This is a genomic window from Streptomyces sp. BV286, from assembly GCF_019090165.1.
In the GTDB taxonomy this organism is placed as follows: domain Bacteria; phylum Actinomycetota; class Actinomycetes; order Streptomycetales; family Streptomycetaceae; genus Streptomyces.
Genome location: NZ_JAHRIB010000148.1, coordinates 1 through 24,933, shown reverse-complemented (window position 1 = coordinate 24,933; position 24,933 = coordinate 1). Strand labels below are relative to the sequence as shown.

Annotated in this window: 22 protein-coding genes, 1 tRNA gene and 1 pseudogene; 12 read left to right on the top strand and 12 right to left on the bottom strand. The window is 73.2% G+C overall.

The features are described from left to right. The first annotated feature begins 42 nt into the window (after positions 1 to 42). Complete coding sequence (locus KUF83_RS23950) at positions 43 to 1,413, top strand: glycoside hydrolase family 26 protein (RefSeq protein ID WP_217456878.1); 1,371 nt, start codon at positions 43 to 45, stop codon at positions 1,411 to 1,413. Between the two features lie 22 nt (positions 1,414 to 1,435). Here the strand turns inward: KUF83_RS23950 and KUF83_RS23945 are convergent, their stop codons facing one another. From KUF83_RS23945 to KUF83_RS23905, 9 genes are all read right to left on the bottom strand, one after another. Then, positions 1,436 to 2,557, bottom strand: coding sequence for a GNAT family N-acetyltransferase (locus KUF83_RS23945; RefSeq protein ID WP_217456876.1), 1,122 nt, complete (start codon positions 2,555 to 2,557; stop codon positions 1,436 to 1,438). Next, positions 2,554 to 3,210, bottom strand: a complete 657-nt coding sequence (locus tag KUF83_RS23940; RefSeq protein ID WP_217456874.1) for a lipopolysaccharide biosynthesis protein — start codon at positions 3,208 to 3,210, stop codon at positions 2,554 to 2,556. Before KUF83_RS23940 ends, KUF83_RS23945 begins: the two co-directional genes overlap by 4 nt. Beyond that, entirely contained in the window at positions 3,207 to 4,346 is a 1,140-nt protein-coding gene (locus KUF83_RS23935) for a glycosyltransferase (protein ID WP_217456872.1), read from the bottom strand. The genes KUF83_RS23940 and KUF83_RS23935 overlap by 4 nt, the downstream gene beginning before the upstream one ends. Next, a complete protein-coding gene (locus KUF83_RS23930) occupies positions 4,343 to 5,128 on the bottom strand; it encodes a polysaccharide deacetylase family protein (RefSeq protein ID WP_254644292.1) in 786 nt (261 codons plus the stop codon). The genes KUF83_RS23935 and KUF83_RS23930 overlap by 4 nt, the downstream gene beginning before the upstream one ends. Continuing rightward, complete coding sequence (locus tag KUF83_RS23925; RefSeq protein ID WP_374106149.1) at positions 5,112 to 7,172, bottom strand: lipid II flippase MurJ; 2,061 nt, start codon at positions 7,170 to 7,172, stop codon at positions 5,112 to 5,114. The genes KUF83_RS23930 and KUF83_RS23925 overlap by 17 nt, the downstream gene beginning before the upstream one ends. 242 nt (positions 7,173 to 7,414) lie before the next feature. Continuing rightward, positions 7,415 to 8,731, bottom strand: a complete 1,317-nt coding sequence (locus KUF83_RS23920; RefSeq protein ID WP_374106148.1) for an O-antigen ligase family protein — start codon at positions 8,729 to 8,731, stop codon at positions 7,415 to 7,417. A gap of 5 nt (positions 8,732 to 8,736) precedes the next feature. After that, positions 8,737 to 10,176, bottom strand: a complete 1,440-nt coding sequence (locus KUF83_RS23915) for an exopolysaccharide biosynthesis polyprenyl glycosylphosphotransferase (RefSeq protein ID WP_217456870.1) — start codon at positions 10,174 to 10,176, stop codon at positions 8,737 to 8,739. After that, positions 10,173 to 11,366, bottom strand: a complete 1,194-nt coding sequence (locus KUF83_RS23910; protein ID WP_217456863.1) for a glycosyltransferase — start codon at positions 11,364 to 11,366, stop codon at positions 10,173 to 10,175. The genes KUF83_RS23915 and KUF83_RS23910 overlap by 4 nt, the downstream gene beginning before the upstream one ends. Before the next feature lie 80 nt (positions 11,367 to 11,446). After that, on the bottom strand, positions 11,447 to 12,559 hold the full coding sequence (locus KUF83_RS23905) for a DUF3344 domain-containing protein (protein ID WP_217456861.1): 1,113 nt from the start codon (positions 12,557 to 12,559) through the stop codon (positions 11,447 to 11,449). 340 nt (positions 12,560 to 12,899) lie between these two features. Between KUF83_RS23905 and KUF83_RS23900 the strand changes: the two genes are divergently transcribed. The 8 genes from KUF83_RS23900 (at position 12,900) to KUF83_RS23865 (ending at position 18,047) form a co-directional block, all read left to right on the top strand. Beyond that, positions 12,900 to 13,139 (top strand): chaplin, encoded by a 240-nt coding sequence (locus KUF83_RS23900; protein WP_217456860.1) that lies wholly within the window; start codon positions 12,900 to 12,902, stop codon positions 13,137 to 13,139. A 240-nt stretch (positions 13,140 to 13,379) separates the two neighbouring features. Next, positions 13,380 to 14,144 (top strand): hypothetical protein, encoded by a 765-nt coding sequence (locus KUF83_RS23895; RefSeq protein ID WP_217456859.1) that lies wholly within the window; start codon positions 13,380 to 13,382, stop codon positions 14,142 to 14,144. Positions 14,145 to 14,475: 331 nt separating this feature from the next. Further along, a complete protein-coding gene (locus KUF83_RS23890; protein ID WP_217456858.1) occupies positions 14,476 to 14,769 on the top strand; it encodes a hypothetical protein in 294 nt (97 codons plus the stop codon). A gap of 197 nt (positions 14,770 to 14,966) precedes the next feature. Further along, on the top strand, positions 14,967 to 15,464 hold the full coding sequence (locus KUF83_RS23885; protein ID WP_217456857.1) for a DUF5949 family protein: 498 nt from the start codon (positions 14,967 to 14,969) through the stop codon (positions 15,462 to 15,464). Positions 15,465 to 15,466: 2 nt separating this feature from the next. Next, on the top strand, positions 15,467 to 16,048 hold the full coding sequence (locus KUF83_RS23880; RefSeq protein ID WP_217456856.1) for a vitamin K epoxide reductase family protein: 582 nt from the start codon (positions 15,467 to 15,469) through the stop codon (positions 16,046 to 16,048). Between the two features lie 98 nt (positions 16,049 to 16,146). After that, on the top strand, positions 16,147 to 16,653 hold the full coding sequence (locus tag KUF83_RS23875; protein ID WP_217456855.1) for a hypothetical protein: 507 nt from the start codon (positions 16,147 to 16,149) through the stop codon (positions 16,651 to 16,653). A gap of 49 nt (positions 16,654 to 16,702) precedes the next feature. Continuing rightward, complete coding sequence (locus tag KUF83_RS23870; RefSeq protein ID WP_308403114.1) at positions 16,703 to 17,197, top strand: tyrosinase family oxidase copper chaperone; 495 nt, start codon at positions 16,703 to 16,705, stop codon at positions 17,195 to 17,197. Then, positions 17,181 to 18,047 carry a tyrosinase family protein gene (locus tag KUF83_RS23865; RefSeq protein WP_217456853.1) on the top strand — a complete coding sequence of 289 codons (867 nt, stop codon included), beginning with the start codon at positions 17,181 to 17,183 and terminating at the stop codon, positions 18,045 to 18,047. The genes KUF83_RS23870 and KUF83_RS23865 overlap by 17 nt, the downstream gene beginning before the upstream one ends. Positions 18,048 to 18,131: 84 nt before the next feature. Here the strand turns inward: KUF83_RS23865 and KUF83_RS23860 are convergent, their stop codons facing one another. Further along, the gene (locus KUF83_RS23860; protein ID WP_217456852.1) at positions 18,132 to 18,398 is read right to left on the bottom strand and encodes a chaplin; all 267 of its coding nucleotides are present in this window, start codon (positions 18,396 to 18,398) and stop codon (positions 18,132 to 18,134) included. 294 nt (positions 18,399 to 18,692) lie between these two features. Here KUF83_RS23860 and KUF83_RS23855 point away from each other — a divergent pair. Further along, a pseudogene (locus KUF83_RS23855) lies at positions 18,693 to 19,010 on the top strand (DUF2087 domain-containing protein); the annotation flags it as partial. A 119-nt stretch (positions 19,011 to 19,129) separates the two neighbouring features. Here KUF83_RS23855 and KUF83_RS23850 read toward each other — a convergent pair. After that, entirely contained in the window at positions 19,130 to 20,701 is a 1,572-nt protein-coding gene (locus tag KUF83_RS23850) for a serine/threonine-protein kinase (protein WP_217456850.1), read from the bottom strand. Positions 20,702 to 20,796: 95 nt separating this feature from the next. Continuing rightward, positions 20,797 to 20,869 (bottom strand) — tRNA-Arg (locus KUF83_RS23845). 310 nt (positions 20,870 to 21,179) lie between these two features. Between KUF83_RS23845 and KUF83_RS23840 the strand changes: the two genes are divergently transcribed. Both KUF83_RS23840 and KUF83_RS23835 read left to right on the top strand, forming a co-directional pair. Beyond that, complete coding sequence (locus KUF83_RS23840) at positions 21,180 to 22,787, top strand: dynamin family protein (RefSeq protein WP_217456849.1); 1,608 nt, start codon at positions 21,180 to 21,182, stop codon at positions 22,785 to 22,787. 5 nt (positions 22,788 to 22,792) lie between these two features. Then, on the top strand, positions 22,793 to 24,933 hold a 2,141-nt coding region (locus tag KUF83_RS23835), incomplete at its 3' end, for a YfjP family GTPase (RefSeq protein ID WP_217456848.1).

Here is a 24,933-nt window from a genome sequence, read left to right as displayed (position 1 = left end):
TGAGTGTCAGTGGACGGTGGAAATGAAGCGCGAGGAGCGGACATGGCCCCACTGCAACGGAACCGAACCAGACGGCTGGCATGCGTCGCCGCCTCACTCACCGCCGGACTCATCGCCTCGGCCGCCCTCGCGCCCGGGACGGGGTACGCCGCGGGCGCGAGGGCACAGGACCCGCCGGTCCCGCCGCCGACAGGTGTCGTGGCACCGATGGCGCCGGTACGACCCCAGCTCCAGAGCCCGGTCCGCAACCCGGCTCAGGACCGGCCCGGGCTGCCGGGGCAGTCGGCCGTGCCCGCCGCTCCCGGACAGACGACCCCGCAGCCCGCGCCGCCGAAGGAGCCCGAGAGGCCGGCCTTCGGCGCCTACCTGGACTACGGGCCGCGCGGAGTGGCCCGGATCGCCCAGCTGAGCAACTGGCTGGGCGGGACCGAGCTGCGCGTCGCGCACACGTATCTGCCGGGCGACCGCTGGAGCAACATCGAGGGCCTGCCCGGGTTCCTCGACGTCTGGGCGGACTGGCGGCGGCAGCAGGCCGACCGGCTGTTCGTCCTCAACGTCCCCATGATGGAGCGCAACGAGGAGGGCGTCTCCGACCGGGAGGTCCGCAGCCTGCTGCGGCGCGGCGCGGCCGGGGAGTTCGACCACCACTTCCGCAAGCTGGCCGAGCGGCTCGTCGAACTGCGGGTGCCCGACACCGTCATCGTGCTCGGCTGGGAAATGAACGGCATCACGTACACCCATCGCTGCGGGCCGGACCCGGAGGCCTGGAAGACATACTGGAACAGGATCGTCACCGCCATGCGGGCGGTGCCGGGACAGAAATTCCGGTTCGACTTCACACCGAACCGCGGCCGGGACGCCATTCCCTGGACCCAGTGCTATCCGGGTGACGACACGGTCGACATCATCGGCATGGATTCGTACGACCAGCCGCGTGGACAGTCATTCGACGAAGCGGTGTCCGAGCCCTATGGACTCCAGGCGCACATCGACTTCGCGAAGTCGCACGGAAAGCCGATTTCCTATCCGGAATGGGGGCTGTTCCGCAACGGCGACAACGCGACGTACATGAAGCGCATGCTCGCATGGCTGGACGAGCACAAGCCGCTCTACAACACACTCACCGACTACTGCCCGCACGGCGTGTGGCAGTGCGAGGACAACCCGAGGGCCTCCGAGATCTACCGGTCCGTGCTCTTCGGCCGCACCGATCCGACCCCGGTGCCCAAGCCGACCGACCCGACACCCAAGCCCACCGAGCCGGCACCCAAGCCGACGGAGCCGGCCCCGGTGCCGAAGCCGACACCCGTACAGCCGCCGAACTGCTCGCCGATCGAGCTCGGTGACTGGGTCGAGTACTGGCTCGGCGGGAAGCTCTGCCTGCGGTTCGACTGGTGGTCGCGCAACCGCTGACCGCGAGACGGCGGCAGGTCGGTCACGGCCTGCCGCCACCGCGTTCCCTCCAGCTGTGGAACCGGTCGAGCAGCTTCTTGCCCCGGCTGCGGGCGGCGACGTCACAGACGGCCGCGGACATCAGCGGTGCCGTCCGCCGCCGGGCCAGCAGGAAACGCTGGTTGACGACCGGCTGGGGGCGCCAGTGGTGCTTGTAGGGCTCGTTGCCGCGCAGCAGGCTCAGGACCCGGCGCCCGCCCGCCTCGGTGTGCTGGGCGCAGGCGTGCAGCAGCATCGTCGCCACGTCCGCCTTGCGCTCCCGCAACTGAGGATGCGCCCCGTACAGGTAGCCGCCCGCCAACTGCCGTGACAGGAGCGTCAGATCGACGGCCAGCACGGTGTCGTCCACCCGGAACTCGGTCACCACCGCGTCCCCGGCACGGACCATCGGCCCCACCGAGCGGACCAGGTGCTCGGCGAACCGCTCCTGCAGATGCTCCGAGGTCACCTTGCGGCCCTGCCACTGGAGGCGGTGCAGCTCCAGCAGCCGGCGCAGCGCCCCGGCCACCTCGTCGGGGCGTACGGCACGGCGTTCGATGCCCAGCGAGGTCAGCTTGCGCAGTTTGGCGCGGGCCCGTTGCTGCGCCTTGGCCGTCGTGAGTCGTCCGATCAGGTCGTCCATCGGCACGGCGGGCAGCTCCAGACACAGGGAGTCCCGCACCTGCCGCCGGGGCCCGCGCCAGCTCGCGTACACCCGCTCCACCGCGCCGCCGGGCCGCACCTCGCGGAAGTCGATCAGCGCGGTGCGGGCGGCCGCGGCCAGCCCGTCGGCGAGGGCGGCCGCCGCGCGGTCACCGCGTTCGCCGTCCTCGATCAGCACGTCCCCGAAGTCGGAGATCGACCCGCCCAGCGGCACGAGGGCCGGCCACGGCTGCCGTACGAGCATCAGCGGGGCGGCGGCCACCAGGTCACCGCCGTCGCGGACGAGCACCAGGCGGAGCCGGCCGGGGGTGCCGTACGAGAGCCACCACGAGTGCAGCCAGGCATGGCTCTGGAACGGCGTCGCCGCGCCGCACCGCCGGTACAGCAGCCCCCACTCCTCGGCGATCCGGCCGAACTCCTCTTCGTCCGTGCACAGTTCCGTCCGCCAGGCGGCGGCGCTCACAGCTGCCCGTGGACGTCGGCGGCGGTGGCGGGGCCCGGCACCGAGGCCGTGGGCGAGGGGTCCGGGGCGCGGCGCGGCCGGACCAGCAGCGCGAGCCCGCCGAGCAGTCCGCCGGCGCTCGCGCCGACCAGGCCGGTCACCGTCGCCGACGCCGAGGACGCCTCGGTGGGCCTCATCGCCCGGGAGAACTGCAGCAGCTCCACATGGGTGCTGTCCTCGGAGTCGTTCGCGTGCCGGGTCAGCGAGCGCGACACGGCGTTGGCGATGTCCGCGGCGAGGTCGGGGCGGGCGGACGTGGCGGTCACGGCGACCATCGGGGCGTCCGGCGAGGTCGCGGTCTGCACGCTCTCGCGCAGGGTCGACACCGGAACGCCCGCCCACACCTGCGCGTCCCCGAGCACCGCGAGCTGCGTCGCGACGCGCCCGTAGGCCTGCGCGAAGCCGAGCGCCGCCGCCGGGTCGGACTGCTTCGTGGGGACGGCGATGACGTAGCTCGTGGCGCTGTACTGCGGTGTCTTCAGGACGCCGTACGCGCCGCCGAGCGTGCCGCCGAGGAGGGCTCCCGCGGCGAGCAGGGACCACGGGGGCAGCGTCCTGGCACGGGCCAGTGCCGTTCCCGGCCGCCCGGTCGAACGGTTGGGGTTGTCGGTCATGAGGAAGTCACTCCCAGGGTTGCGGCCGTGTAGATGTCCATGAGCCGGTCGGCACTGCGGGCGATGCTGTAGTGGTGGGCGGCGTCCGGCGCGGAGCGCGGCCCGGGACCCGCCGCACGGACCTGCCGCAGAGCCCGTACGAACGAGTCGGCGCCGCCCTGCACCCGCCGTGCGAACGGCGCCGCGTCCGGGGGCAGGTCGTCGACGGCCGGGCAGGAGACGTAGAGCACCGGCAGGCCCGCCGCCAGGGCCTCCACGACGGCGAGCCCGAAGGCCTCCTCCGCGCAGGGCGAGGCGAGGACGTCCATGGCTCCTGTCAGCGACGGCAGATCCAGCCCGGCGGGCCCGTCGCCGGATCCCGTGGGGCCGTTCGGGCGTTCGCCCGTGAACAGCACCCGGTCGGCGACCCCCATGTGCTGCGCCGCGCGCCGCAGCACGTTCTCCTGCGGGCCCCCGCCGACCAGCAACAGCCAGACGTCGTCCGGGAGTTCGGCCAGCGCCCGGACGAGCACCTCGAAGCGCTTGCCGGCCGTCAGCCGTCCGACACCCCCGACGACGTACGCACCCTGCGGCAGCCCCAGCCGCCGGCGGGTGCTCTCGCGCTGCTCGGGGTCGAAGCGGAAGCGGGCCACGTCGATGCCGTTCGGCACGACCTCGATGCGCGGTCCGGGCACGCCCCAGCGGCGCAGCCGTTCCGCGACCGTCGGCGAGACCGCGACCGTCGAGCGGCCGAGGCGCTCACTGGCCAGATAGAGCGCCCGGACGCCCGCGGTGAGCCGGCGGCCCTCCATCTGCGAGTCGCCGAGCGAGTGCTCGGTGGCCACCACGGCCTTCACCCCGGCGAGGCGCGCGGCGATCCTGCCGTACACGCAGGCCCGGTAGAGATGGGTGTGGACGAGGTCGTACCGGCCGCCGCGGATCAGGCGGACGAGGCGGGGGAGCGCCGACAGGTCGCGGTTGCCCTCCATGCCGAGGTGGACGACGCGCACGCCGTCCGCGGTGAGGCCCTCGGCGACCGCGCCCGGGTTGGTGAGGGTCACCACGTCGCATGCGACCGGCAGGTTCCGCACCAGCAGGCGCAGTTGCTGCTCGGCCCCGCCGACACCGAGCCCGGTGATCACGTGCAGGGCCTTCACCGGGACGCCTCCGCCGCGTCGGCCGACGGCGTGGGGCGTCGGCGCAGCCGGTTGAGGCGGTACTTCAGCAGCAGCCGCCAGGAGGTGTCGTTCTCACCGATGTGGACGCGCGGGAGCGCGAACGTGCCGGTGAGCGGGCCGGGGTCGATGGCGCACGCGTAGTCGTACCCGGCGGCCCGTACGGCGTCGGCGACCCGCTGGTCGACGGTCCCGTACGGATAGCACAGGCCCCGCACCTCACGGCCCGTCAGCTCGGTGAGCAGGGCGCGGCTGCCCCCGACCTCCGCGCCAAGCAGTGCGTCGTCGGCCAGGGTGAGGTCGACGTGGGTGAGGCCGTGCGAGGCGACCTCGATGCCCTCGGTGTCCGCGAGCCGGCGGATGCCGTCGGCGGTGAGGAGCGGCTTGCGGGGACCGAGCGGGTCCCATTCGTTCGTACCGCCCAGCCTGCCCGGCAGGACGAACACGGTGGCGCCGAAGCCCCGGCGCCGCAGCACCGGGAGGGCGTTGTCGGTGAAGTCCTCGTAGCCGTCGTCGAAGGTGAGCCCCACGAGGCCTCGCCCCTCGCCCCGGGCGCGGGCCGCGAGAAGGTCCGCCATGCTCACCCCGCGCAGGCCCCGGCGGTGCAGCCAGCCGAGCTGCCGGTCGAGTCGGTCGGGCGAGACCGTGATGCGGTACGGATCGTCCGAGCAGTCGCCCACCGAGTGGTACATCGCCACCCAGAGAGGACCGGCCGGGCGTGGGCCGGTGCGGGTGGGGTCGGTCGTGTCAGCGGAAACGGGCATGCGGCAGCCTTCGGGTGACGGAACGGAGGGCGGTACGGAAGGCGGGTGCGACGGCCTGGACGTCGAGCAGCCTCAGCAGCAGGACGTAGACGACGGTGACGGTCGCACCCCCGGTGAGCAGGGCGAGTTCGGGCGGGTCGAAGCGGCTCGCGACGAGGGCACCCGCCACGGCCGCGCAGACGGCCGCGCGGACCGGCTTGGTGAGTTCGTGGACGACCCGGCGGGTCCGGATCCGCACGCTGCGCCGCTCGTTCATGCCGGACAGCAGCAGTGCCGCCGTGACGGTGATGCCGATCGCGTTGGCGGCGGCGATCCCGCACACACCCCAGGTGCCGACGGTCGCGGCACCGATCCACGAGGTGGCGACGATGCCCGCGGTCATCGCCGCCAGCGGGTACCAGGTGGGCCGGCCGGCCGAGAAGTACGTCCGGACGAGCGCGCCCACCAGCGTGTGGCCGAGCAGCCCGACCGAGTACACCCGCATGACGGTGGCCGTCGCCGCGGTGTCCTGGGCGGTGAAGGCGCCGCGCTGGAAGAGGAGTTGGATGATCTGCGGCGCGCAGGCGAAGACGGCCGCCGCGCCCAGCAGCACCATGCACGCGGCGACCGCGGCGTCGCGCTCCACGCGGGTGCGGGCCCGCTCGGTGTCGCCCTCGGCGAGCGCCTGCGCCAGCACCGGGAAGGTGACGGTGCACAGCATCAGCGAGAGGGTCATGGGGATCTGGGCCACCTTCTGCGCGTAGTTCAGGTGCGAGATGGCCCCGGAGGGGAGGTTCGAGGCGAGGTAGCGCTCGATGAGGACCTGTGACTGACGGCAGAGCGCGAACAGCAGGACCGGGGTGATGAGGGCGAGCTCCACGGTGTGCGTCACGGACTGCTTCGCCGCACGCCGGGCGGACCGCTTCGCCGCCCGCCGCGCCGCGCGTCCCGCCGCCCGTTCGCCGGGCCGCTTCGGCACCGGGCGTTCGGCGGGGGCGCCGAGCGGTCCGGAGGCCTTCACCGCGGTGGGCAGCGGCCCTGGTGCGTCCGGGGCGCCGCCGACCTGCCCGGAGGCCGCCGCGGACGCCGCGACTGCCACTGTGACGTCGAGTCGCCCCGAGGCTGTCGCGGTGACGCCGCGTGGCCCCGGGGTCTGCGCGGTGGTGCCGACGGCTTCCGGGGCCTGCCCGGTGCCGTCCTCGACCGTGGCCGTCCGGCGGCGCCCGAAGAGCTGCCGTGCGAGGGCGGGCGTCTGCGCCGCCACCATCAGACAGCCGCCCACCGCGACGCCGGCGGCGGCCGACCGCACGCCCCAGCGGCCGCCGAGGACGAACATCGCCGTGATGATGCCGGTGTTGTAGGCGACGTAGATGGCGGCGGGCGCCAGGAACCGCCGGTGGGCGCGCAGTGCCGCGCTGCAGTAGCCGGCGAGCCCGAAGCTCAGGACGCAGGTCGCCGTCAGCCGGGTGCAGTCGACGGCGAGCCCGGGGTCGGGGAGCCCCGGCGCGAGCCCCGCCACCAGGTACGGCGCCCCGGCCATCAGCAGCGCGGAAGCCCCCACCAGGGCCAGCGCGAGGCGCGGCAGCGTGGAGGCGATGAGCGCGCGCACGGGGTCCCCGCCGGCCCCGCGGGCCCGCCGGGCCACGGCCAGGCTGAACGCCGGGACCAGCACGAAGGCCATCCCGTCCTCGATCAGCAGCGTCGCCGCGACCTCCGGCACGGTCCACGCCACCAGGAAGGCGTCCGTCTCGGTGCCCGCGCCGAAGAGATGCGCGAGCGCCTGGTCCCGGCCCAGGCCGAGCAGCGCGCCCGCGATGGACAGGACAGCGGTGACGAGCGTCGCCTTGGCAAGGAACTTGCGGGTGGGCGGCGCGACCTCGGCAGGCGTGTCGGCGGCGTGTCCGGCGACGGAAGGTGCGGTGCCGGAAGCCGCGGTGCCGGAAGGTGCAGTGCCGGAAGGCGCGGTGGGGGTGGGCGCGACCTCGGGCGAGGGCTCGGCCCAGGGCTCGGCGAGCGGGGCGTCGCCCGGTGTGCCGTCGGCCGACGCGGCGCGGGCACCGGGCAGTTGCACTCCGTCCCCGTCCCCGTTCCCGTCCCCGCCCCTGATCCCGCCCCTGGTCCCAGTGCCACCGCGACCGGCGAGCCCCGCGGACCCGCTCGCGTGCCACGCCGTCCCCGTCCCGGTCGTCGTGTCGCCGTGGCCCGCGGTCCCGGCGGCCCCGCCGTGTTCCCCGGCCGCGGCCCCCGTCCCACGACGGCCCGGCCGAGCCGCCGTTCCCTCACCCTCCGCCCGGGAAGGCGTCACCGTCATCGTTCCCCGGCCCCCTCGGGGGACAGCGCCCACCAGGCGGCGAGGCCGAGGACCACCGCGGTCAGCACGGTCGAGGGGCCCCCGATGTCGGCGTACGCGAAGTCGACCAGCTGCCAGATCAGCAGCCCGCACGCGACCAGCGCGCAGTCGAGTCCGGCCCCTGAGCGCCGAGCGTGAAAGAGCCCGCGGAGCCCGCAGACCAGCAGCGCCAGCCAGCTTCCGGCGAGCGCGAGCAGCCCCAGCAGCCCCTGCTCGCTGAGCACCAGCAGGTACATGTTGTGCGGGGACAGGAGCGGCTGACGGTGGAACCCGGCGCCCGCCCCGTCCGTGTCACTGCCCGAGGACAACGCGAGCGAGGCGTGCCCGTCACGATGGTCCGGGAAGCCCTTCAGTCCCACCCCGGTCAGCGGCTGGTCGCGCCACATGTCGACGGCCGCCGCCCACATCGTGTACCGGTCGGTCACCGACTGGTCCGGCGCGTCCGCGACCTGCGTGATGCTGCTGATCCGCTCCTGGAGCATCGCGGTGCCCACACCGAGCCCGCCCACGAGCACCACCGCGGCCGCCGTCACCGCCGCGAACACCTTCACCGCCCGCCGCATCCCGGCGAGCGCGAGCTGCACCCCGCACGTCACGGCCGTCGCGATCCACGCCCCGCGGCTGAACGACAGCGCGAGCGGCAGCAGCAGCGCCAGCGCGCACACCACCGCCGCGGTCCGCTGCCTCGCGGGCCCGGACCCGAGCGCGAGACCGAGCGCGCACACCAGCCCGAACGACACCACGGCCGCCATGCCCATGATGTCCGTCGGCCCGAAGGTGCCCACGGCGCGGATCTCCTCGCCCATGTACGAGGCACCGGTCCCGGTCGCGTACTGGTGGACCCCGATCGCGCCCTGCCACAGCGCCAGCCCGACCAGGGACCAGGCGATGAGCCGCGCGTCACGGCGGTCGCGGACCAGCAGCATCACCGCGGCCGGCACCAGCACGAAGACCTGCAGATAGCGCACGAGCCCCGCGGCCCCCGCCCCCGGCGAGGCCGCCCCGGCCGTCGCGAGCGCGATCCCGACGACCGGCAGCCCGAGCACGACGGCGGCGGTACGGGACAGGGGGCGCCGCCGGCCGCGTACGAGACGTACCGCGCAGCACAGCACGACCAGCCCGGACACGGCGTCGGCGACGGTGCCGCCGCCGTCCCCGGAGACCGGCAGCGCCAGCATGGCGACGAGGGCGATCACGGGCAGCACGGGAAGGAAACGGCGGGGAGCCGACACCACGGCGGCGGTGAGAGGCGGGGCGGGCAGGACCTGGGTCACCGCGCTCAGCTCCCCGTCGGACGCACGAGCGAGACCGCGGTGCGCAGCAGGATGCAGATGTCCTGCCAGAGCGACCAGTTGTCGATGTACGCGTTGTCGAACCGGCAGCGGTCCTCGATCGAGGTGTCGCCGCGCAGCCCGTGGATCTGGGCGAGCCCGGTGATCCCCGTCCGCATCCGGTGGCGGGACGCGTAACCGGGGTACGTCTGGCTGAACTGGCCGACGAAGAACGGCCGTTCGGGCCGCGGACCGACCAGGCTCATGTCGCCCCACAGGACGTTCCACAGCTGGAGCAGCTCGTCCAGCGAGGTCCGCCGCAGGAAGCGGCAGAACCAGCCCATCTCGTGTTCGTTCGCCACGCTCCAACGGGTCGCGGCCTCGTGCGCGTCGACCGGCCGGTGCGTACGGAACTTCAGCAGGGTGAACGGCTGCCCGTCCTTGCCGATCCGCTGCTGCCGGAACACCACACCGGGCCCGTCGGTGGCCCGCAGCACGACCGCGCACACCAGCAGCACCGGACTGACCATCAGCAGCAGGGCGCCGGACACCAGTACGTCCAGCAGCCGCTTCCCGGCGCTCCCGTACCGCCGCCCGACGGGCAGCCTCCGACAGGCGAACCCGGCGAGCCGGTCCGTCCTCTCGTACGCCGGCGAGTCCGCGTCCACCTCCCACACGGCGCAGCCCGACTCGACCAACGCCCGCAGCAGCGGCCCCTGTTCGACACGCGCCACGGGTCCGACGACGAGCACGTCCTGCACGCCGTTCTGGATGAAAGCCCGCTGGACCTCCTCACCGGTGGTCAGCACGGGCAGTCCCTCACCGCCGCCCGACTCGTCGGCGACGACACCCACCGGCCGTACCCCGCACGCCGGGTGCCGCAGGAAGGCGGCCGCCACCCGCTGCGCGACCGCGGCGCGGCCGACGACCAGGGCGGCACGCGGGCGCCGCAGCAGTGCCCGGCGCCGCCGTCCGTGCACGAGACCGCGGCCCGCGCAGCTCACCAGCGACTGCACGGCGCAGCCGAGGACCAGGGTGCGGGCGGACAGCGCGTGCTCCGGGGAGTACGCCGCGAGCAGCGCCGCCAGCGCACACCAGCTCACCGCGATCCGGCCGCAGACGGCGGGCAGTTCGTCCAGGACGGCGGGTACGGGCGCGGCCCGGTACAGCGACGCGTGCGCGTTCAGCAGCAGCACCGCGAGCACCAGCAGCGCGAGCGGGAGCGGATGGGGCCGGGGCAGCGCCAGGCAGCCGCCGGCCAGCGCGGCGACGGCGTCCACGGCGGGCAGCGGCAGCCGTGAGGCCCGCCGTACGAAGGGCCGCCGGCCGCTGGGGAACCTGAAGCCGCCGGCGGCCTCGCGCGGTGGGATGACCGAGACGGGCGAGAATCCGTGGTCCGTCACCCGCGGCCGGCCGCCGGGGGAGGGAACGGTACTTTCCGCAGTCACGTGTGGATGGACTCCCTGCACTCGGTGTGGTCCACGCCCGTGTTCCGTCCCGTCGGCCAGGTGCCGATCAGTTCGCGGTACACGTCGGCGACGGCCGCGGCCGTGCGCCGGACGTCGTGCGTGGTCGTTACGTGCCGGCGTCCCTGATGGCCGAGCGACTCGCGCAGCAGCGGGTCGAGGAGCAGCTCGGCGACGGCCGCGGCCAGCGCGTCCGGCCGTTCGGACGGCACGAGACAGCGCGGCCCCTGGCCCGGCGGCAGGCTCTCGCGTGCCCCGTCGACGTCGGTGATCACGACGGGCCGCCCGCAGGCCATGGCCTCCAGCGGCGCCAGCGCCATGCCCTCCCAACGGGACGGCAGGACCACCAGATCGGCGGCCTGGTACCAGGGCACGGCATCGGTGACGGCCCCGGCGAACAGCACGGACGCGGGAGCCGCGGCCCGCAGCGCCCGCGCGTCCGGTCCGTCCCCCACCAGCACGAGCCGCGCGTCGGGCACCCGCCGGGTCACCTCGCGCCACGCCTCCAGGAGGACGTCCTGCCCCTTCTGCCGGCACAGCCGCCCGACGCAGACCACGAGAGGCGCCGCCGGATCGACCCCTTCGAGGAGCGGAATCGCGGCGCGTACGGTGTCGACCGGCGCCGGATGAAAACCTGTGAGGTCGATCCCGTTGGGGATGACGCTCCACCGCCCCCGGACCCCGGACCGCTGCCCGGTGCGCCGCTCGGCCTCACTGACGCACACGACCCGCGACGCCCAACGCGCCCCCAGCCGTTCCCAGTTGAGCGCGACCATCCCGGTGATCCCGCCGACGGCCTCGAACGACCAGGCGTGCGGCTGGAACACGGTGGGCACCTGCCCGCGCACGGCGAGCCGCGCCGCGAGCCCGGCCTTGGCGCTGTGCGCGTGCACCACGTCGGGGCGCACCTCCCGCACGATCTGCCGCAGAGCGCGTACCTCCTGCGCGAGCCACGGTCCCGGTGAGCGGGTCGCGTGCCAGTGCCGAACACCGGAGCCCAGTGCCTCGGCCGCCGCGGCGAGGCCGCCGGCCGCCGGACAGACGACGGTGACCTCCGCCCCGGCCGCCAGCTGGGACCGCGCCAGGTCCGTGACCACCCGGGCCACCCCGCCGTCGACGGGCTGGGAGACGTGCAGGACCCGTGGCCGGGGGCCGGTCGAAGACAGTTGCATGCGGGCTTTCCTCGCTCACGGGTGGCGCTCGGAGGGAGCGCGGGGGGAACTCGGGCAGAGGGGAGCAGAGGGGAAGGGCATCAGCGCTTCGCGTCGACGGCGACGAACAGCGCGCCGGCCCAGGCCGCGTCCCGCCGCGACACCAGCCGGAAGTCCAGCCGGTCCCCGCCGCGCCGCAGGCCCTCGCGGAGGTCGAGGACGTCGGAGTCGTACCCGAGCGTGTTCGGATACGCGGGCGTCCGCCCGGGAGCCGTCCCGCTGGGCTCGCTGATCGTCGAGTTCAGTACGTCGTCCCGGGGGTTGGCGCCGTCGGTGAGGGGAACCGCCCGGCCCCGCCCGTCCGACACGGTGAGCGAGTCGCCGGTCCGCCCGCGGTCGCCGTTGTAGGCGACGAACCCCATGCGTCCCGCGGCTCCTTCGGGGAACTTCACACCGCGCATCCGGACGGTCCGGTCGCCGCCCCGGCCCAGCGGGTCGAAGCCGTCCCAGATCGCCAGATGCCGCAGCGGCTCGGACTTCTTCTCGTACGCCACCATCAGCGTCCACCCGCCCCACGCACCGGCCGCCGAGCGCCCCATGGCCACGTTGACCTGCGCCACGGTGTACGCGCCCGCGCCGCTCGACCGCACCAGGGGGGTGACGTCCGCCGAGGCCTGGAAGGCGTCCGCGCCCCGAGCCGCCCGGTGTCCGACGAGGGTGTCCGCGAGGACCTCCTGGTACTGGCCGCCGGGCTCGGCGATCAGTACGCGACCGTTGTCCTTGGGCGGCTTCTGCTCACCGACCCGGAGGTTGCCGCCCCAGTACAGCCGCGCGTACGAGACCCGGGCGCCGGCCGGTAGGCGGACCTCGGCACGGCTGGAGTTGTAGGTGTTCGGGTCGCTGTCGACGTCGATGTAGAACATGTCGAAGGCGTCGTTCGCGACCGCCCTGCCCGCGCGGGCGGCCGGACAGGACACCGCCGTGCGCACGACGGGCCCGCGGCAGGTGATCGACGAATTGGCGGCCCGGACGATCCCGCCGTGCCGGAGCGCGCGGTACCGCTGCGTGAACGGGAGGCTCTGCGCCTCGGCGGCGGCCGGCGTGCCCGGAGGGGCAGGGGCGGCCGCCGCCGGACCGACCGGCGACCACAGCGAGGCGAGGGAAAAGGCACCCACCATCCCACGGCGCAGCAGAAGACCCAGGGAATTGCGCATGACCGGCGTTGCCCTTTCGGGGGGAATTTCGGCGGAAGAGGTTCTGACCCTGCGGACGGACGGACGAGATGCGGACGTCACATGAGTGCCGTCATGACGCCCCGTCTGTTTCAAGCGGCCTGAGGAGGAACGCAACTGTAGCCGCTATCCGTATTTATCGGTGAAACCCGCCAAGTGTGTCGGAATGGTGTGCATACCCCGGGATAACCCCCGAGCCCGCTTCCGGTAACGGCTCGAAGCGTCACTCTTTTGGAGGCACAACCCGCGCCCGTGCCGCGCGTTGATTCCAGAGCCGGGCACCCCGCACGGCTGTTGTTTAGATCCCAAGGAGCACTTCTCCATGTCGCGTATCGCGAAGGGCCTGGTCCTTACTTCCGTTGCCGCCGCCGCCATGGCGGGCACCGCCGGTGTCGCCGCCGCCGACAGTGACGCGCACGGCGCCACCGCCCACTCCCCGGGCGTCCTGTCGGGCAACCTTCTCCAGGTCCCCGTCCACGTGCCGGTCAACGTCTGCGGCAACACCGTGAACGTCATCGCGCTGCTGAACCCGGCGTTCGGCAACGAGTGCGTGAACGACTGACGTCGCAACGCCGTCCCTGACCGGCCGTCCTCCCGCACGGGAGGGCGGCCGGTCTGCGTTGCCCCGAATGGAGGGAAGGGCTGCAAGTACCCCTGGCGGGCCCGGGCATGGCGCCTCACCAGGGACAACGGTCATGACGGCGGGTGCGGGCCGCTGTCGTGCGCGGCCGATCGGTTGCAGGCGGCGGTCACCGATTACACGGTGATCACAAGACCCGACGCACCATCGAAAGGACCCTCCATGCGTGCTCTGCCCGCACGGCGTATCGCGACCTCCGCGCTCTGTGCCACGCTCCTGCTGGGGATCACCGGCCCCGTCGCCGTGGCCGCCGACCACGGCTCGACGAGTGACGCCCGCCCCATAGCGGCCCAGGCGCCGGTGCCCGGAGCGGACGCTCTGCTGGCGCAGGTGAAGAGCCTCGGTGACGTCGGGGGGGTGCTGAAGCCGGTCACCGACCTGCTCGACGCCGTGCTCAAGGCCGACAACGGCCAACTCCCCGCCGCCGACGCGGCCAAGCTCGCGGACGCGGTGAAGGACGCCATCGCCAAGGTCACCGCGGCGGCTCCGGCCGCTCCCGTGGCCCCGCCGGTGAAGACGCCGGCCGAGCCGGCCGTCCCCTCGGCCCCCGCCGTCCCGAACGCGCCCGCCCTTCCGAACGCGCCCGCCGTGCCGGCCCTGCCGGTCGCTCCGCCCGCGGTCCTGCCGGCGCTTCCCGCCGCCCCCGGGCTCCCGATGCCGGAGGCCGCCGACCGCGTGGCCGCGCAGGTCCCGCTCGACCTCAAGGCCGACGCGCTCAAGGCGCTTCAGGGCGCGGTCGATTCCCTCGTCAAGGCGGCCACCAGCGGCGATGTCGCCGCTGTGGGAGCGGCCGCGACGGCGGTCGTGACGGGGCTCGTCAACTTCGTCGCCGCCGTGGTGCTGGGCGGCGGCCTGCCCGCACCGAGCCTGCCGGGTCTGCCCGCGCTGCCCAAGCTGCCCGCGGGCGGGCTTCCGCTGCCGTCCTGAGCGGCCCACGACCGCTGCCCTCCCGGAGCCGGGAGCGGTGGCTGAGGCGAAGCAGTCGCCGTCCCGCCCGTCGGGCCGGCCCGTCACCCGGGCCGGCCCGACGGCTGTTCCCACGTCTTTTTGCACAATCTTTCAGGGATGTCATATGAGGGATCCCATTTGACGATGAGACACCCCCTTCAATCGGGTGGGTTCCAGGAATTTTCGGCGTACGGGGTTTCCGTCCCGAGCGGGGATCGTTGGGCAGGAAGCAGTGCGAGAGCAGGCACGCACGAGGTCTGAGCACTGACAATTCCCTCTGGTGACGCGAGTCACCGAAGAAAGGAACACGATGAAGTCCCTGAAGGCCGCCGCTGTCGTTGCCGGGTCCCTGGTCATCGCTGGTGTCGCCGCGCCCGCCTTTGCCGCCGACCTCACGCCCACGAGCCTCAACGGCGGTCTCGAGTCGGCCCTCGGCGCGCTCACCAACGAGCCGGTGGACGCCATGCCCCTGCAGTCGCAGTCCAGGGCTCTCGACACCGAGAACGAGGACTCCGTGCTCAGCACCGTCAAGGGCGCGACGGAGACCCTGAACGAGGCGGGCGGGCCCACGGGTCTCCTGGGTGGACTTCCTCTGCAGAAGTGACTTCGGAAGAGGCGAAGGGCCGGTCACGCATCACGCGGACCGGCCCTTCGTGTTGTTCTCCGACTATTCGCCGTGTTCCGAATGATCTTCCCGCCCGTTCGACACCGTCCCTCGTTCGTGTGGAGACCCGGACGGAAATCCCCCGGGCGGGTGAGAAAGGGAGCGGACGTATTCCGGCACGTCGATACGGTTCCGCGGTGACCTCAACCTCAAGCGAAACGCGTCCCTTTAACGCCGCGGACCTCGGCACCCTCGTCGTCATGGCGTGGAGCGGCGAACACCCCGACGGGGACATGCCCTTCCTGCTCGCCTACTCCCTCGGTGACGGCAAGGGCGGCCCCGAAGGCTCCACGGCCGCCGTCGAGCAGCTGCTGACCCGCAACGGCCTGCCCATCGGCGACGAGATCGTCGACGGCACCCGGCAGCCGAGCTTCCCCGTCGTCCTCCTCGTCGAGGCCGGGCAGGCCGTCGTCACCATGGCGCACCTCAACGCCCAGTGCACCGCACCGCCGGAGTGGCTCGCCGCGGTCGGTGAACGCGGTTACGCCTACCTCCTGTTCACCACCCGCCCGTGGCCCGAGGCCGAGCCGGGCAAGCCCGTCGCGCCGGAGGCCCTGGCCGCCTTCGCCGGTGACGAGGAGACCCTGAACAACGCGGCGCACGCCCTCGTTCCGGCCCGCAGTCTGCGCGGCTGACGATGCGCACCGCGGGTGCCGGCCGGGCGTTCGCCCTTCTGCTGGTGATCACGGGCGCGGCCGGACTGCTGGCCTCCTGGGTCATCACCATCGACAAGTTCAAGCTGCTGGAGGACCCGGACTTCACGCCGGGCTGCAGCCTGAACCCGGTCGTCTCCTGCGGCAACATCATGAAGAGCGACCAGGCCTCCGTCTTCGGGTTCCCCAACCCGATGCTCGGTCTGGTCGCGTACGCCATCGTGATCTGCGTCGGCGTGAGTCTGCTCGCCGGTGCGGTGTTCCCGCGCTGGTACTGGCTGACCTTCGACGCGGGCACGCTGTTCGGCGTCGGCTTCGTGACCTGGCTCCAGTACGAGTCGCTGTACCGGATCAACTCGCTGTGCCTGTGGTGCTGCCTGGCGTGGATCGCCACCGTCGTCATGTTCTGGTACGTGACGTCGTTCAACGTACGAAATGAATTCCTGCCCGCGTCACCCCGGGTGCGGATCTTCCTCGCCGAATTCACCTGGGTCCTGCCGGTATTGCACCTGGGGGTGATCGGCATGCTCGTGTTGACGCGTTGGTGGGACTTCTGGACGAGCTGAAGATTGCATCCACCGGGGGAATTTTGACCTGATCCTGTTCGCCGGGTCGTTACCCGTTTCGGACGCACCCCCCGAATCCCGAAAGGCCCGTGCCTGAGATGAAGTCCACCACCCGAGGAACTCTTGCCGCCGTCGTCACCTGTGTGGCGGCCGCCGTCGCGACGCCCGCCGTCGCGGCCGACGGGGTCCCGGTCGCCGTACCGCTGGAAGGCGTGGAGAACTCCCTGAACATGGAGATGCCCAGGATCGGTGGGACCGTGCCGCTGCTCATGCCGGGCAGCCCCGACGGGCCGCGGTACGTCGAAGGCCGGCTGCTGCCGGACCGGGCCGTCCCGCAACTGCCGGTCAGCGGCCAGCTGCCCTCGCTCGATCTGCGTACGCCGCTGCCGCGGGTGCTCGGGGACACCTTCGACCACCTCGCCGCCAGCACCCCCACCTCCGACCTGCGCGCCCTGACGCCCGGTGCCTCGCTCGACGCGCCGCTGAGCGCGCCGCGCCCGGACAAGCTCGGCCTCCCGGACCCGAAGCTGCCCGAGGTCGGCATCCTCGCTCCGGTCCTTCAGGCGGCACCGGGGGCGAACCTGGGCCTCGCGCCCGGGCTGTAGGCGACGCGAAACCCGTACGGATGGTGATGGAGGGGGTGGAGAAGTGCGGGTGAGAGGGGTTGAGGGCACGCGGCGGGACGTCCTGAGAGGGGTGCTCGCCGCGGCTGTGACGGCGGCTCTGGCACCGCTCGTCGCGGCGTCGAGGCCGTCACGCGCGGAGCCGTACGTACCCGGCGGGCCGGCCGGTGGCCCGCCGGGGGAGGCGGCCGAGTTCGAGGCGGAGTCCGCCGCCGGGTTCGACGAGATGTACCGCGGGCGCCGCATCCGCGGGTTCAAGGACGCGGCGGACGGCGTGCGCACGGCCGGGGCCGCGCGTGCGGCGCAGGCCGTGCCGTGGCGGGTCACGGTGGACGAGCGGCCGCTGCATCTCATGCGGCGGGCCGACGGCGGCTATCTGACGATGGTCGACCACTACCAGTCGTACCCGACACCGCTGGCCGCCGCCCGCGCGGCCGTGGACGAACTGGGCGGCACACTGCGGCTGCGCGAGCCCGCCGCGGAGGCGGGGCGGGGGGAGGAGCACGGGCATGGCGTACACGCGTAAGAACGTGAGCGCGCTGACGCGTACGGAGAAGCGCAGGCTCGTCGGAGCGTTCCTGGAGATCAAACGCACCGGTGAGTACGACGAGTTCGTCCGCATGCACATCGACCACTACGTGTCGGACGGCGAGGGCGGGCTGCGTGCGGCCCACATGGCGCCCTCCTTCCTGCCCTGGCACCGGCGGTTCCTGCTCGACCTGGAGCGGGCGCTGCGCCGGGTGGACGCCGGGGTGTCCGTGCCGTACTGGGACTGGACGAAGGACCGCACACCCGCCGCCTCGCTGTGGCAGGAGGACCTGCTCGGGGGCAACGGGCGGCGGTCCGACCGTCAGGTGACGACCGGGCCGTTCGCCCGCCGGCACAAGAAGTGGGTCGTCAAGGAGTCGATGACCGACGGCGACTACCTCATGCGTGACCTGGGCCGGCCCCACGACCCGCTCGCCCTGCCCACCGCCGCCGAACTCGCCCGGGCCCTCAAGGACCCCGTGTACGACGTGGCGCCCTGGGACTCCACGTCGGGCCGGGGCTTTCGCAACAGGCTCGAAGGGTGGGGGACCGGACGGGGCAACGACGCCTGGCGCAACCACAACCGGGTCCACCGCTGGGTCGGCGGACACATGCTCGGCGGGGCCTCGGTCAACGACCCCGTCTTCTGGCTGCACCACTCGTTCGTCGACCTGCTCTGGACGCGCTGGCAGAAGCGGCACCAGGGCGCGCGGTATCTGCCCAAGTCGCCGCCAGAGCTGGGCGACCTGCAGCACGGACGGATCGTGGCGCGGCACGAGGAGATGCCGCCCTGGGGTGTGACGCCGGACGAGATGGAGGACCACAGCCGGATCTACCGGTACGTGTGAGGCGCCGGAGCGGGAGATGGTCCGGGCACGTGAAGGCCCCCGGCGGTGTTCTGTCGCCGGGGGCCTTCACGTGGGTGCGGTGGCTCAGCGGCCGTAGCCCTTGGGGCCGTCGTCGAGGTTCGCGCACTTGTTGCCGAACGCCGGGTTCAGCAGGCCGATGACGTTCACGGTGTTGCCGCAGACGTTGACCGGCACGTTGACCGGGACCTGGATGACGTTGCCCGACAGGACGCCGGGCGAGCCGACGGCCTTGCCCGCGGCGTCCGCGTCGGCCATGGCCAGGCCGGCGCCACTGATGACAACGGCACTGGTGCCGAGCGCGACACCGGCTGCCTTCGCGATGCGAGACATCACGTTCTCTCCTTCGAATCGGTGAGCGCGGCAGCATGAACGCGACCGCACTGCCCTTTCAACGCGAAGGCTCACGGCGGGTAACGGTGCTCGGCGGCGCATCATCCACCAAGCTGCTTCATATGGGGTGATAAGTCATATGAGTTGAAGGGGTCTTCGGCCGAGAGACCGAGAACCGGATGCGGAGAGTGTCCGGCCGGGACGGGAAAACCGGATGAGGCCCCGGTGCCCCTCCGCATAGCATCCCCGCGGTGTTCGTACGAGGCGGGCACCTGCCCAGGAGGAAGGGGTGCCCCCATGACCGGTACGGCTCGTACGGAGGCCGGATCGGCCCGCGACGCGGAAAAGGCGATCTTGCGGACCTTCGTGCGCGACGGTCGGCTGACGCGGCTGCCCGCCCGGTGGAACCGCAAGCTGATCGTCCTGCGGCACATTGCCGAGGAGACGTTCCGGCCGGGCGCCGACTACAGCGAGCCCGAGGTGAACGAGAAGCTGCGCGGCTGGTGCGAGGGCGGACAGACCGACCATGTGACGCTGCGCCGGAGTTTGGTGGACCAGCATCATCTGCGCCGCAGCGACGGGGTGTACCGGAGGGCGGACGAGGCCGCCTGAGCCGACCGGCGGCCCGGGGTGAGGGGACCTCACGGGGCGGGACGGTCCCTTTCCCTGATGCCGTCACGGGCACGGGCAGGCGCAGGCGCAGGGGCTGAGCGGCGAGTTGCCGGACCGTGTCACGGGCGGGTGCAGCGGCCCGTCGCGGCGGCGGCCGGGGGGCGGCACTGGAAGCCGTAGTCGTCGGCGCTCGTGCTCAGGTATCGGCCGGTGCAGCTGGTCGGTGTGGTCCTGCCGCGGCTGTCGCAGAAGGTCAGGGCGGCGCGGCCGTCGGTGAAGGGGCCCGGGGCGTAGACGACCCAGTAACCGGGGCGGAGGGACGCGTAGTCGTCGCTGCGGAGGTAGACGGCCTCGGGGACGGTCTGCCGGACAACGGCGAGCCGTTGGTCCCGGACAGCGGTGCCGGAGGCGACCGGTTCGGAGAAGAGCTGGGCGATCCAGCCCTGGGTGGCGGAGCCCTGCGGCTGCGACGGTGTCGGGGTGGGTGTCGTGGACGGCGTCGGCGCGTCCGCGGGCTCCGATGTCCGTTTCTCGGATTGCGAGGGCGAGGCGGCGGACTTCGACGCGCCGCCTCCCGCGGCGTCGCTGTGCTTGGCGCCCGGATCGCGCAGGTTGAGGTACAGGGTGGTCGCGGCCGCCGCGAGGGCGACGACGGTGACGGCGGCAGCGGCGGCGAGCGCCGCACGCCTCCAGGGTCTGGGCGGGCGGTGACTCCGGACGGGCACCGTGAGGGCGCCGACCGGCTCGGCGGGCACGGAGCCACCCGACTCGGACGGTACGGAGCCGCCCGACTCGGGGGGTACGTCGAGGATGCGCGTCGGAGCCGTCGGGCCCGTCGGAGGGGGCGGCAGCGTGGCAGTCGCCGTCGGCGCCGACCACTTCGGCGCCGTACCCGACTCGACCTGGGCCAGCATCGCGTCCAGCCGGGCCGCGTCGGGCCGGGCCGCCGGATCGCGTACGAGCAGGGCCTCGAGTACGGGCGACAGCGGGCCGGAGCGCACCGGCGGGGGCACGGCCTCGTCGAGCACGGCGGCCAGCGTGGTCAGGGCCGTCCCGCGGCGCAGCGGACTGACGCCCTCCACGCACACGTACAGGACGAGACCCAGGGACCAGAGGTCGGACGCCGGATCGTCGTTGTTGCCGCGGATCCGTTCGGGGGCGATGTACTCGGGGGAGCCGATGAGTTCGCCGGTGGCCGTCAGCGCGGTCGAACCCTGGAGCGCCGCGATACCGAAGTCGGTGAGCACGGCGGAGCCGTCGGCACGCAGCAGGATGTTGGCGGGTTTGACGTCCCGGTGCTGGACTCCGGACGCGTCGGCGGCGCGCAGCGCGGCGAGCACCTGCCGGCCCAGGCGGGCGGCCTCCGTGGGGGGCAGCGGACCGGCGTCGAGCCGCTCCTGGAGCGAGACGCCTTCCACGAGTTCCATCACGAGCCACGGGTGCGGGTCGTCGTCGACGATGTGATGGATCATCACCACGTTCGGGTGGCTGACCCGGGCGAGGGCCCGCGCCTCGCGCAGGACCCGCTCTCGGACGGCTTCGGAGGCCGCCGCGTCCTGCCGTACGGCCTTGAGGGCGACCTCCCGGTGCAGCACGCCGTCGCGCGCCCGCCACACCGTCCCCATGCCTCCGCTCCCGAGCCGTCCGATCAGCTCGAACCGCCCGTCGACCACGTCCCCCACTGCGCTCATGGCCACAGGCTAGTGGCGTCGCCCGGCCCCCAGGACGCCGGGCCCGTCGGCGCGGGGCAGCAAAAAAGCCCTCCCGGAGGGAGGGCGGGGAGAGGCGCCCCCGGCAGGACTCGAACCTGCGGCCAAGCGCTTAGAAGGCGCCTGCTCTATCCACTGAGCTACGGGGGCCGGGTGTGGTGGCCTGTGGTGCTGGTGCCCGGATGTGGGCGGGGCTGTGCCGTGCCGGGGACAAGGATAGAGCTCCTGGGTCCCTTTGCCTGGCGCTTCGCCTCCGTGGCTCAATGTGGAGGTTCAGTGAAGCGGTCCTGATAATCGCAGGCAGGTGCGAATCGTGCATCGCTTTTGGCGTCTCACGCCCCGGGTGTTGTGCACTCGTTATGCCTGCGCCCCAGTCGTCCCTTCCGCCCCGTGTGTCCTGTCGGCGCGCAGACATGCCCATATGCTTTAGAAAGCCTCCAAAATTGGGCATTCTTCGCATGTGGTGACCTTGGACGTACGGCCCCAGCTGCTCGACGCACTCTCCGCCCTGCGCGACCGTGTCGCCGCCGCACGCTTCCCGCTGCCCCTGGCGGGGGCTCCACGCGCGCGTGCCAACCGCGACGAACTGCTCGCGCAACTCGACGACTATCTCGTGCCCCGCTTGAGGGAACCCGAAGCACCCCTGCTCGCCGTGATCGGAGGATCGACCGGAGCCGGCAAGTCGACGCTGGTCAACTCCCTTGTGGGGCGGCGGGTCAGTGAGGCCGGGGTGCTTCGGCCCACGACGCGTACGCCGGTGCTCGTCTGCCATCCCGAGGACCATCACTGGTTCAGCGGGATGCGCGTACTGCCCGACCTCACGCGCGTGTGGGTGCCCCAACAGGACGCCGGTGACGATCCGCTGCTGCCGGGTGAGGACGACACGCGCGTGCTGCGGATCGAGACGGCCGACACCCTCCCGCGCGGGCTCGCGCTCCTCGACGCGCCCGACATCGACTCCTTGGTGGCCGACAACCGGGTGCTCGCCGCCGAACTCATCTGCGCGGCCGACATCTGGGTCATGGTCACCACGGCGGCACGGTACGCCGACGCGGTGCCCTGGCATCTGCTGCGTACCGCCAAGGAGCACGACGCCACCCTCGTCACCGTGCTCGACCGGGTGCCCCACCAGGTGGTGTCCGAGGTCTCCCGCCAGTACGGCGCGCTGCTCGCCAAGGCGGGGCTCGGCGAGGTACCCCGCTTCACCGTGCCCGAACTGCCCGAATCCGCCTGGGGTGGGGGGCTGCTTCCGGCCACCGCCGTGGCGCCCCTGCGGGCCTGGCTCGCCCAGCAGGTGCAGGATCCGGGCTCCCGGCATCAGGCGATGGCCCGCACGGCCTACGGAGTGCTCGACTCGCTGAAGTCACGGATGCCCGAACTCGCCAGCGCCTCCGCCGCCCAGTACGCCGCCGCGCTGCGGCTCACCGCGGCCGTCGACGGGGCGTACGACAGCGAGTACACGCGTCTGCGGGGCCGCCTGCAGGCCGGGGCCGTCCTCGCCGGGGGTGCGCTCAAGCGGTGGCGCAGCTACCCGCTGGACTGCACCGCCGGTGAACTGCTCGACGCGCTCGTCGAGAGCCTGGCCGCACTCCTGCTGTGCGCCGTCACCGCGGCCGACGAGCGCATCGACGAGGCGTGGCGGCGCGAACCCGCCGCGTCGGCCCCGGGGCTGACGGACCGGGATCCGGTGCTGGAGAGCGCTGAGCACCGCATCGGGCTGGCCGTACGGCGCTGGCGGCGGATCCTCGAGGAGTACGCGGAGGAGGAGGTGCGCGCCCTGGAGAAGAGCGTCGCACCGGATCCCGAGGTGGTGGCCGCGCTGGTCGCCACCGCGCTCCTGGGCGGCCGGCGGGCGCGGTCCGCGGGCGAAGGGCTCGCCGAGCGGATCGGTGCCCACGGTGCGCTGCGGCTGCGCGACAAGGGCGGCCGGCTGCTCACCGACTACCTCGACAGGACGCTGCACGACGAACGGGAGCGGCGGCTCGCCCCGCTCGACGCCCTCGACGTACATCCGGAACCCCAGGCCGAACTCATCGCCGCGCTGTCCGTACTGCAGAAGGAGAGGTGACCGCGGTGACCGCCGTCACGGACCACACGGATCACGCCGACCAGCCGGGAGACGACGACGAGGGGCGGGAGGGCGAGGGGCGCCCGGAGGAAGGGCGTCCTGACCAGGAGTGCTCGGGTCAGCAGCGCTCAGGTCATCAGCGCACGGCACAGGAGGGCTCGGGCCAGGAGGGCGTGGGTCGGGAACGTGTGAGCGAAGAGCGCCGGGGTGAGAAGCGCTGGGACGGGAAGCGTTCGGGCCGTGGGCACGCGCGCGTGGAGGACGATCCCGTGACCGACCGGAGAAGCGCCCGCAAGAAGGACCCTGATAGGCCTGACAGGCCCGGCAGGAAGGCCGCCCGCAAGGAGAGTGGTGATTCGGGGAGCAGGCGCCCGGGGGACCGTGACGACTCCGAGCGGGTCGCTGCCGCCGACGGCACGGGCGGCGCGGACGACGCCGACGCCGCTGAGTCGGCGGGCGCCTGGGACGACGGGCTGATCGCACGCCGTGTGACCGCCACGGCCGAGGGACAGACCAGGCCCGTACAGGAGACCGTCGTGGACAACAGACCGCCCGTGGTGACCCCCCTCGCGTACGACGGGCCGCTGAGGTCCCGCCTCGACGCCCTGCGCGAACTGGTGGGGCTCTCCCGCACGCGGCTCGACAGCCGGACCCTCGCCGAGGCGGGACAGGTTCTGGACGAGGCAGCGGCGCGGCGCAGGCTCTCGGGGCAGCACACCGTCGTCGCCATCGCCGGAGCCACCGGAAGCGGCAAGTCGCAGCTCTTCAACGCGCTCGCCGGAGTGGCCATCTCGGAGACCGGGGTACGCAGGCCGACCACCGCCGCCCCCATCGCCTGCAGTTGGAGCGACGGCGCGGCCGGCCTCATCGACCGACTCGGCATTCCCGGCCGGCTGCGCCGTCGGCCCCTGCAGAGCGCGGAGGCCGAGGCACAGTTGCGCGGGCTCGTCCTGGTGGACCTGCCCGACCACGACTCGGCGGCCGTCCAGCACCGCGAACACGTCGACCGGATCCTCGCTCTCGTGGACGCCGTCATCTGGGTCGTCGACCCGGAGAAGTACGCCGACGCCGTACTTCATGAGCGCTATCTGCGGCCCATGGCGGGACACGCGGAGGTCACCTTCGTGGTCCTCAACCAGATCGACCGGCTGCCCGGAGAAGCCGCCGACCAGGTCCTCGACGACCTGCGGCGGCTGCTCGACGAGGACGGGATCGCCCTCGGCGAGTACGGCGAGCCGGGCGCGACCGTCCTTGCGCTGTCCGCGCTCACCGGCGACGGCATCGGTGAACTGCGCGAGGTGCTCGGCCATTTCGTGGCCGAACGGGGCGCCGCGGCCCGCCGGATCTCCGCCGACGTGGACGCGGCCGCGGTGCGCCTGTGGCCCGTCTACGCGAACCGGCGGACGGCGGGGCTCAGCGAGGAGGCGCGCGACGAGTTCGCCGACCGTCTCGCCGACGCGGTCGGCGCCACGGCGGCGGGCGAGGCGGCCGAACGCGCGTGGCGCCGCAACGCCAACCGCGCGTGCGGCACGCCCTGGCTACGGCTGTGGCGCTGGCACCAGGACCGGCGCGAACCACCGACCGGACGCCTCTCGGTACGGGCACAGGCCGACGAGGAGGCCACGGCGCGGCAGCGCGTCGAGCAGGCGGTGCGCACGGTCGCCGAGCAGGCGGCCGGCGGACTGCCCGCGCCCTGGGCGCAGGCGGTGCGGGAGGCGGCCGTACGTGGGTCGCAGGGGCTGTCCGAGGCCTTGGACGAACTGGCGGTACGGGCCGGGACTCCCGTCGGGCGGCCGCCGCGGCCCGGATGGTGGCCGGTCGCCGTCCTCGCACAGGCGGCCATGACCATCCTCCAAGTCGTGGGCGGGCTGTGGCTGCTGGGGCAGGTCATCGGGTTCATGTCGCCGAACCTCGGCGTGCCCGTGCTGCTGATGGTCGTCGGCATCGTGGGCGGCCCGGGCGTCGAGTGGGCCTGCAAACTGGCGGCGAGCGGACCCGCGCGACGGTACGGGCTGGAGGCGGAGCGCCGGTTGCGGGAGGCCGCCTCGGGGTGCGGCCGGGCCCGGGTGCTCGACCCCGTGGCGGCGGAGCTGCTGCGGTACCGGGAGGTGCGGGAGCAGTTTCTGCGGGTTACGGGGGTCGGGGT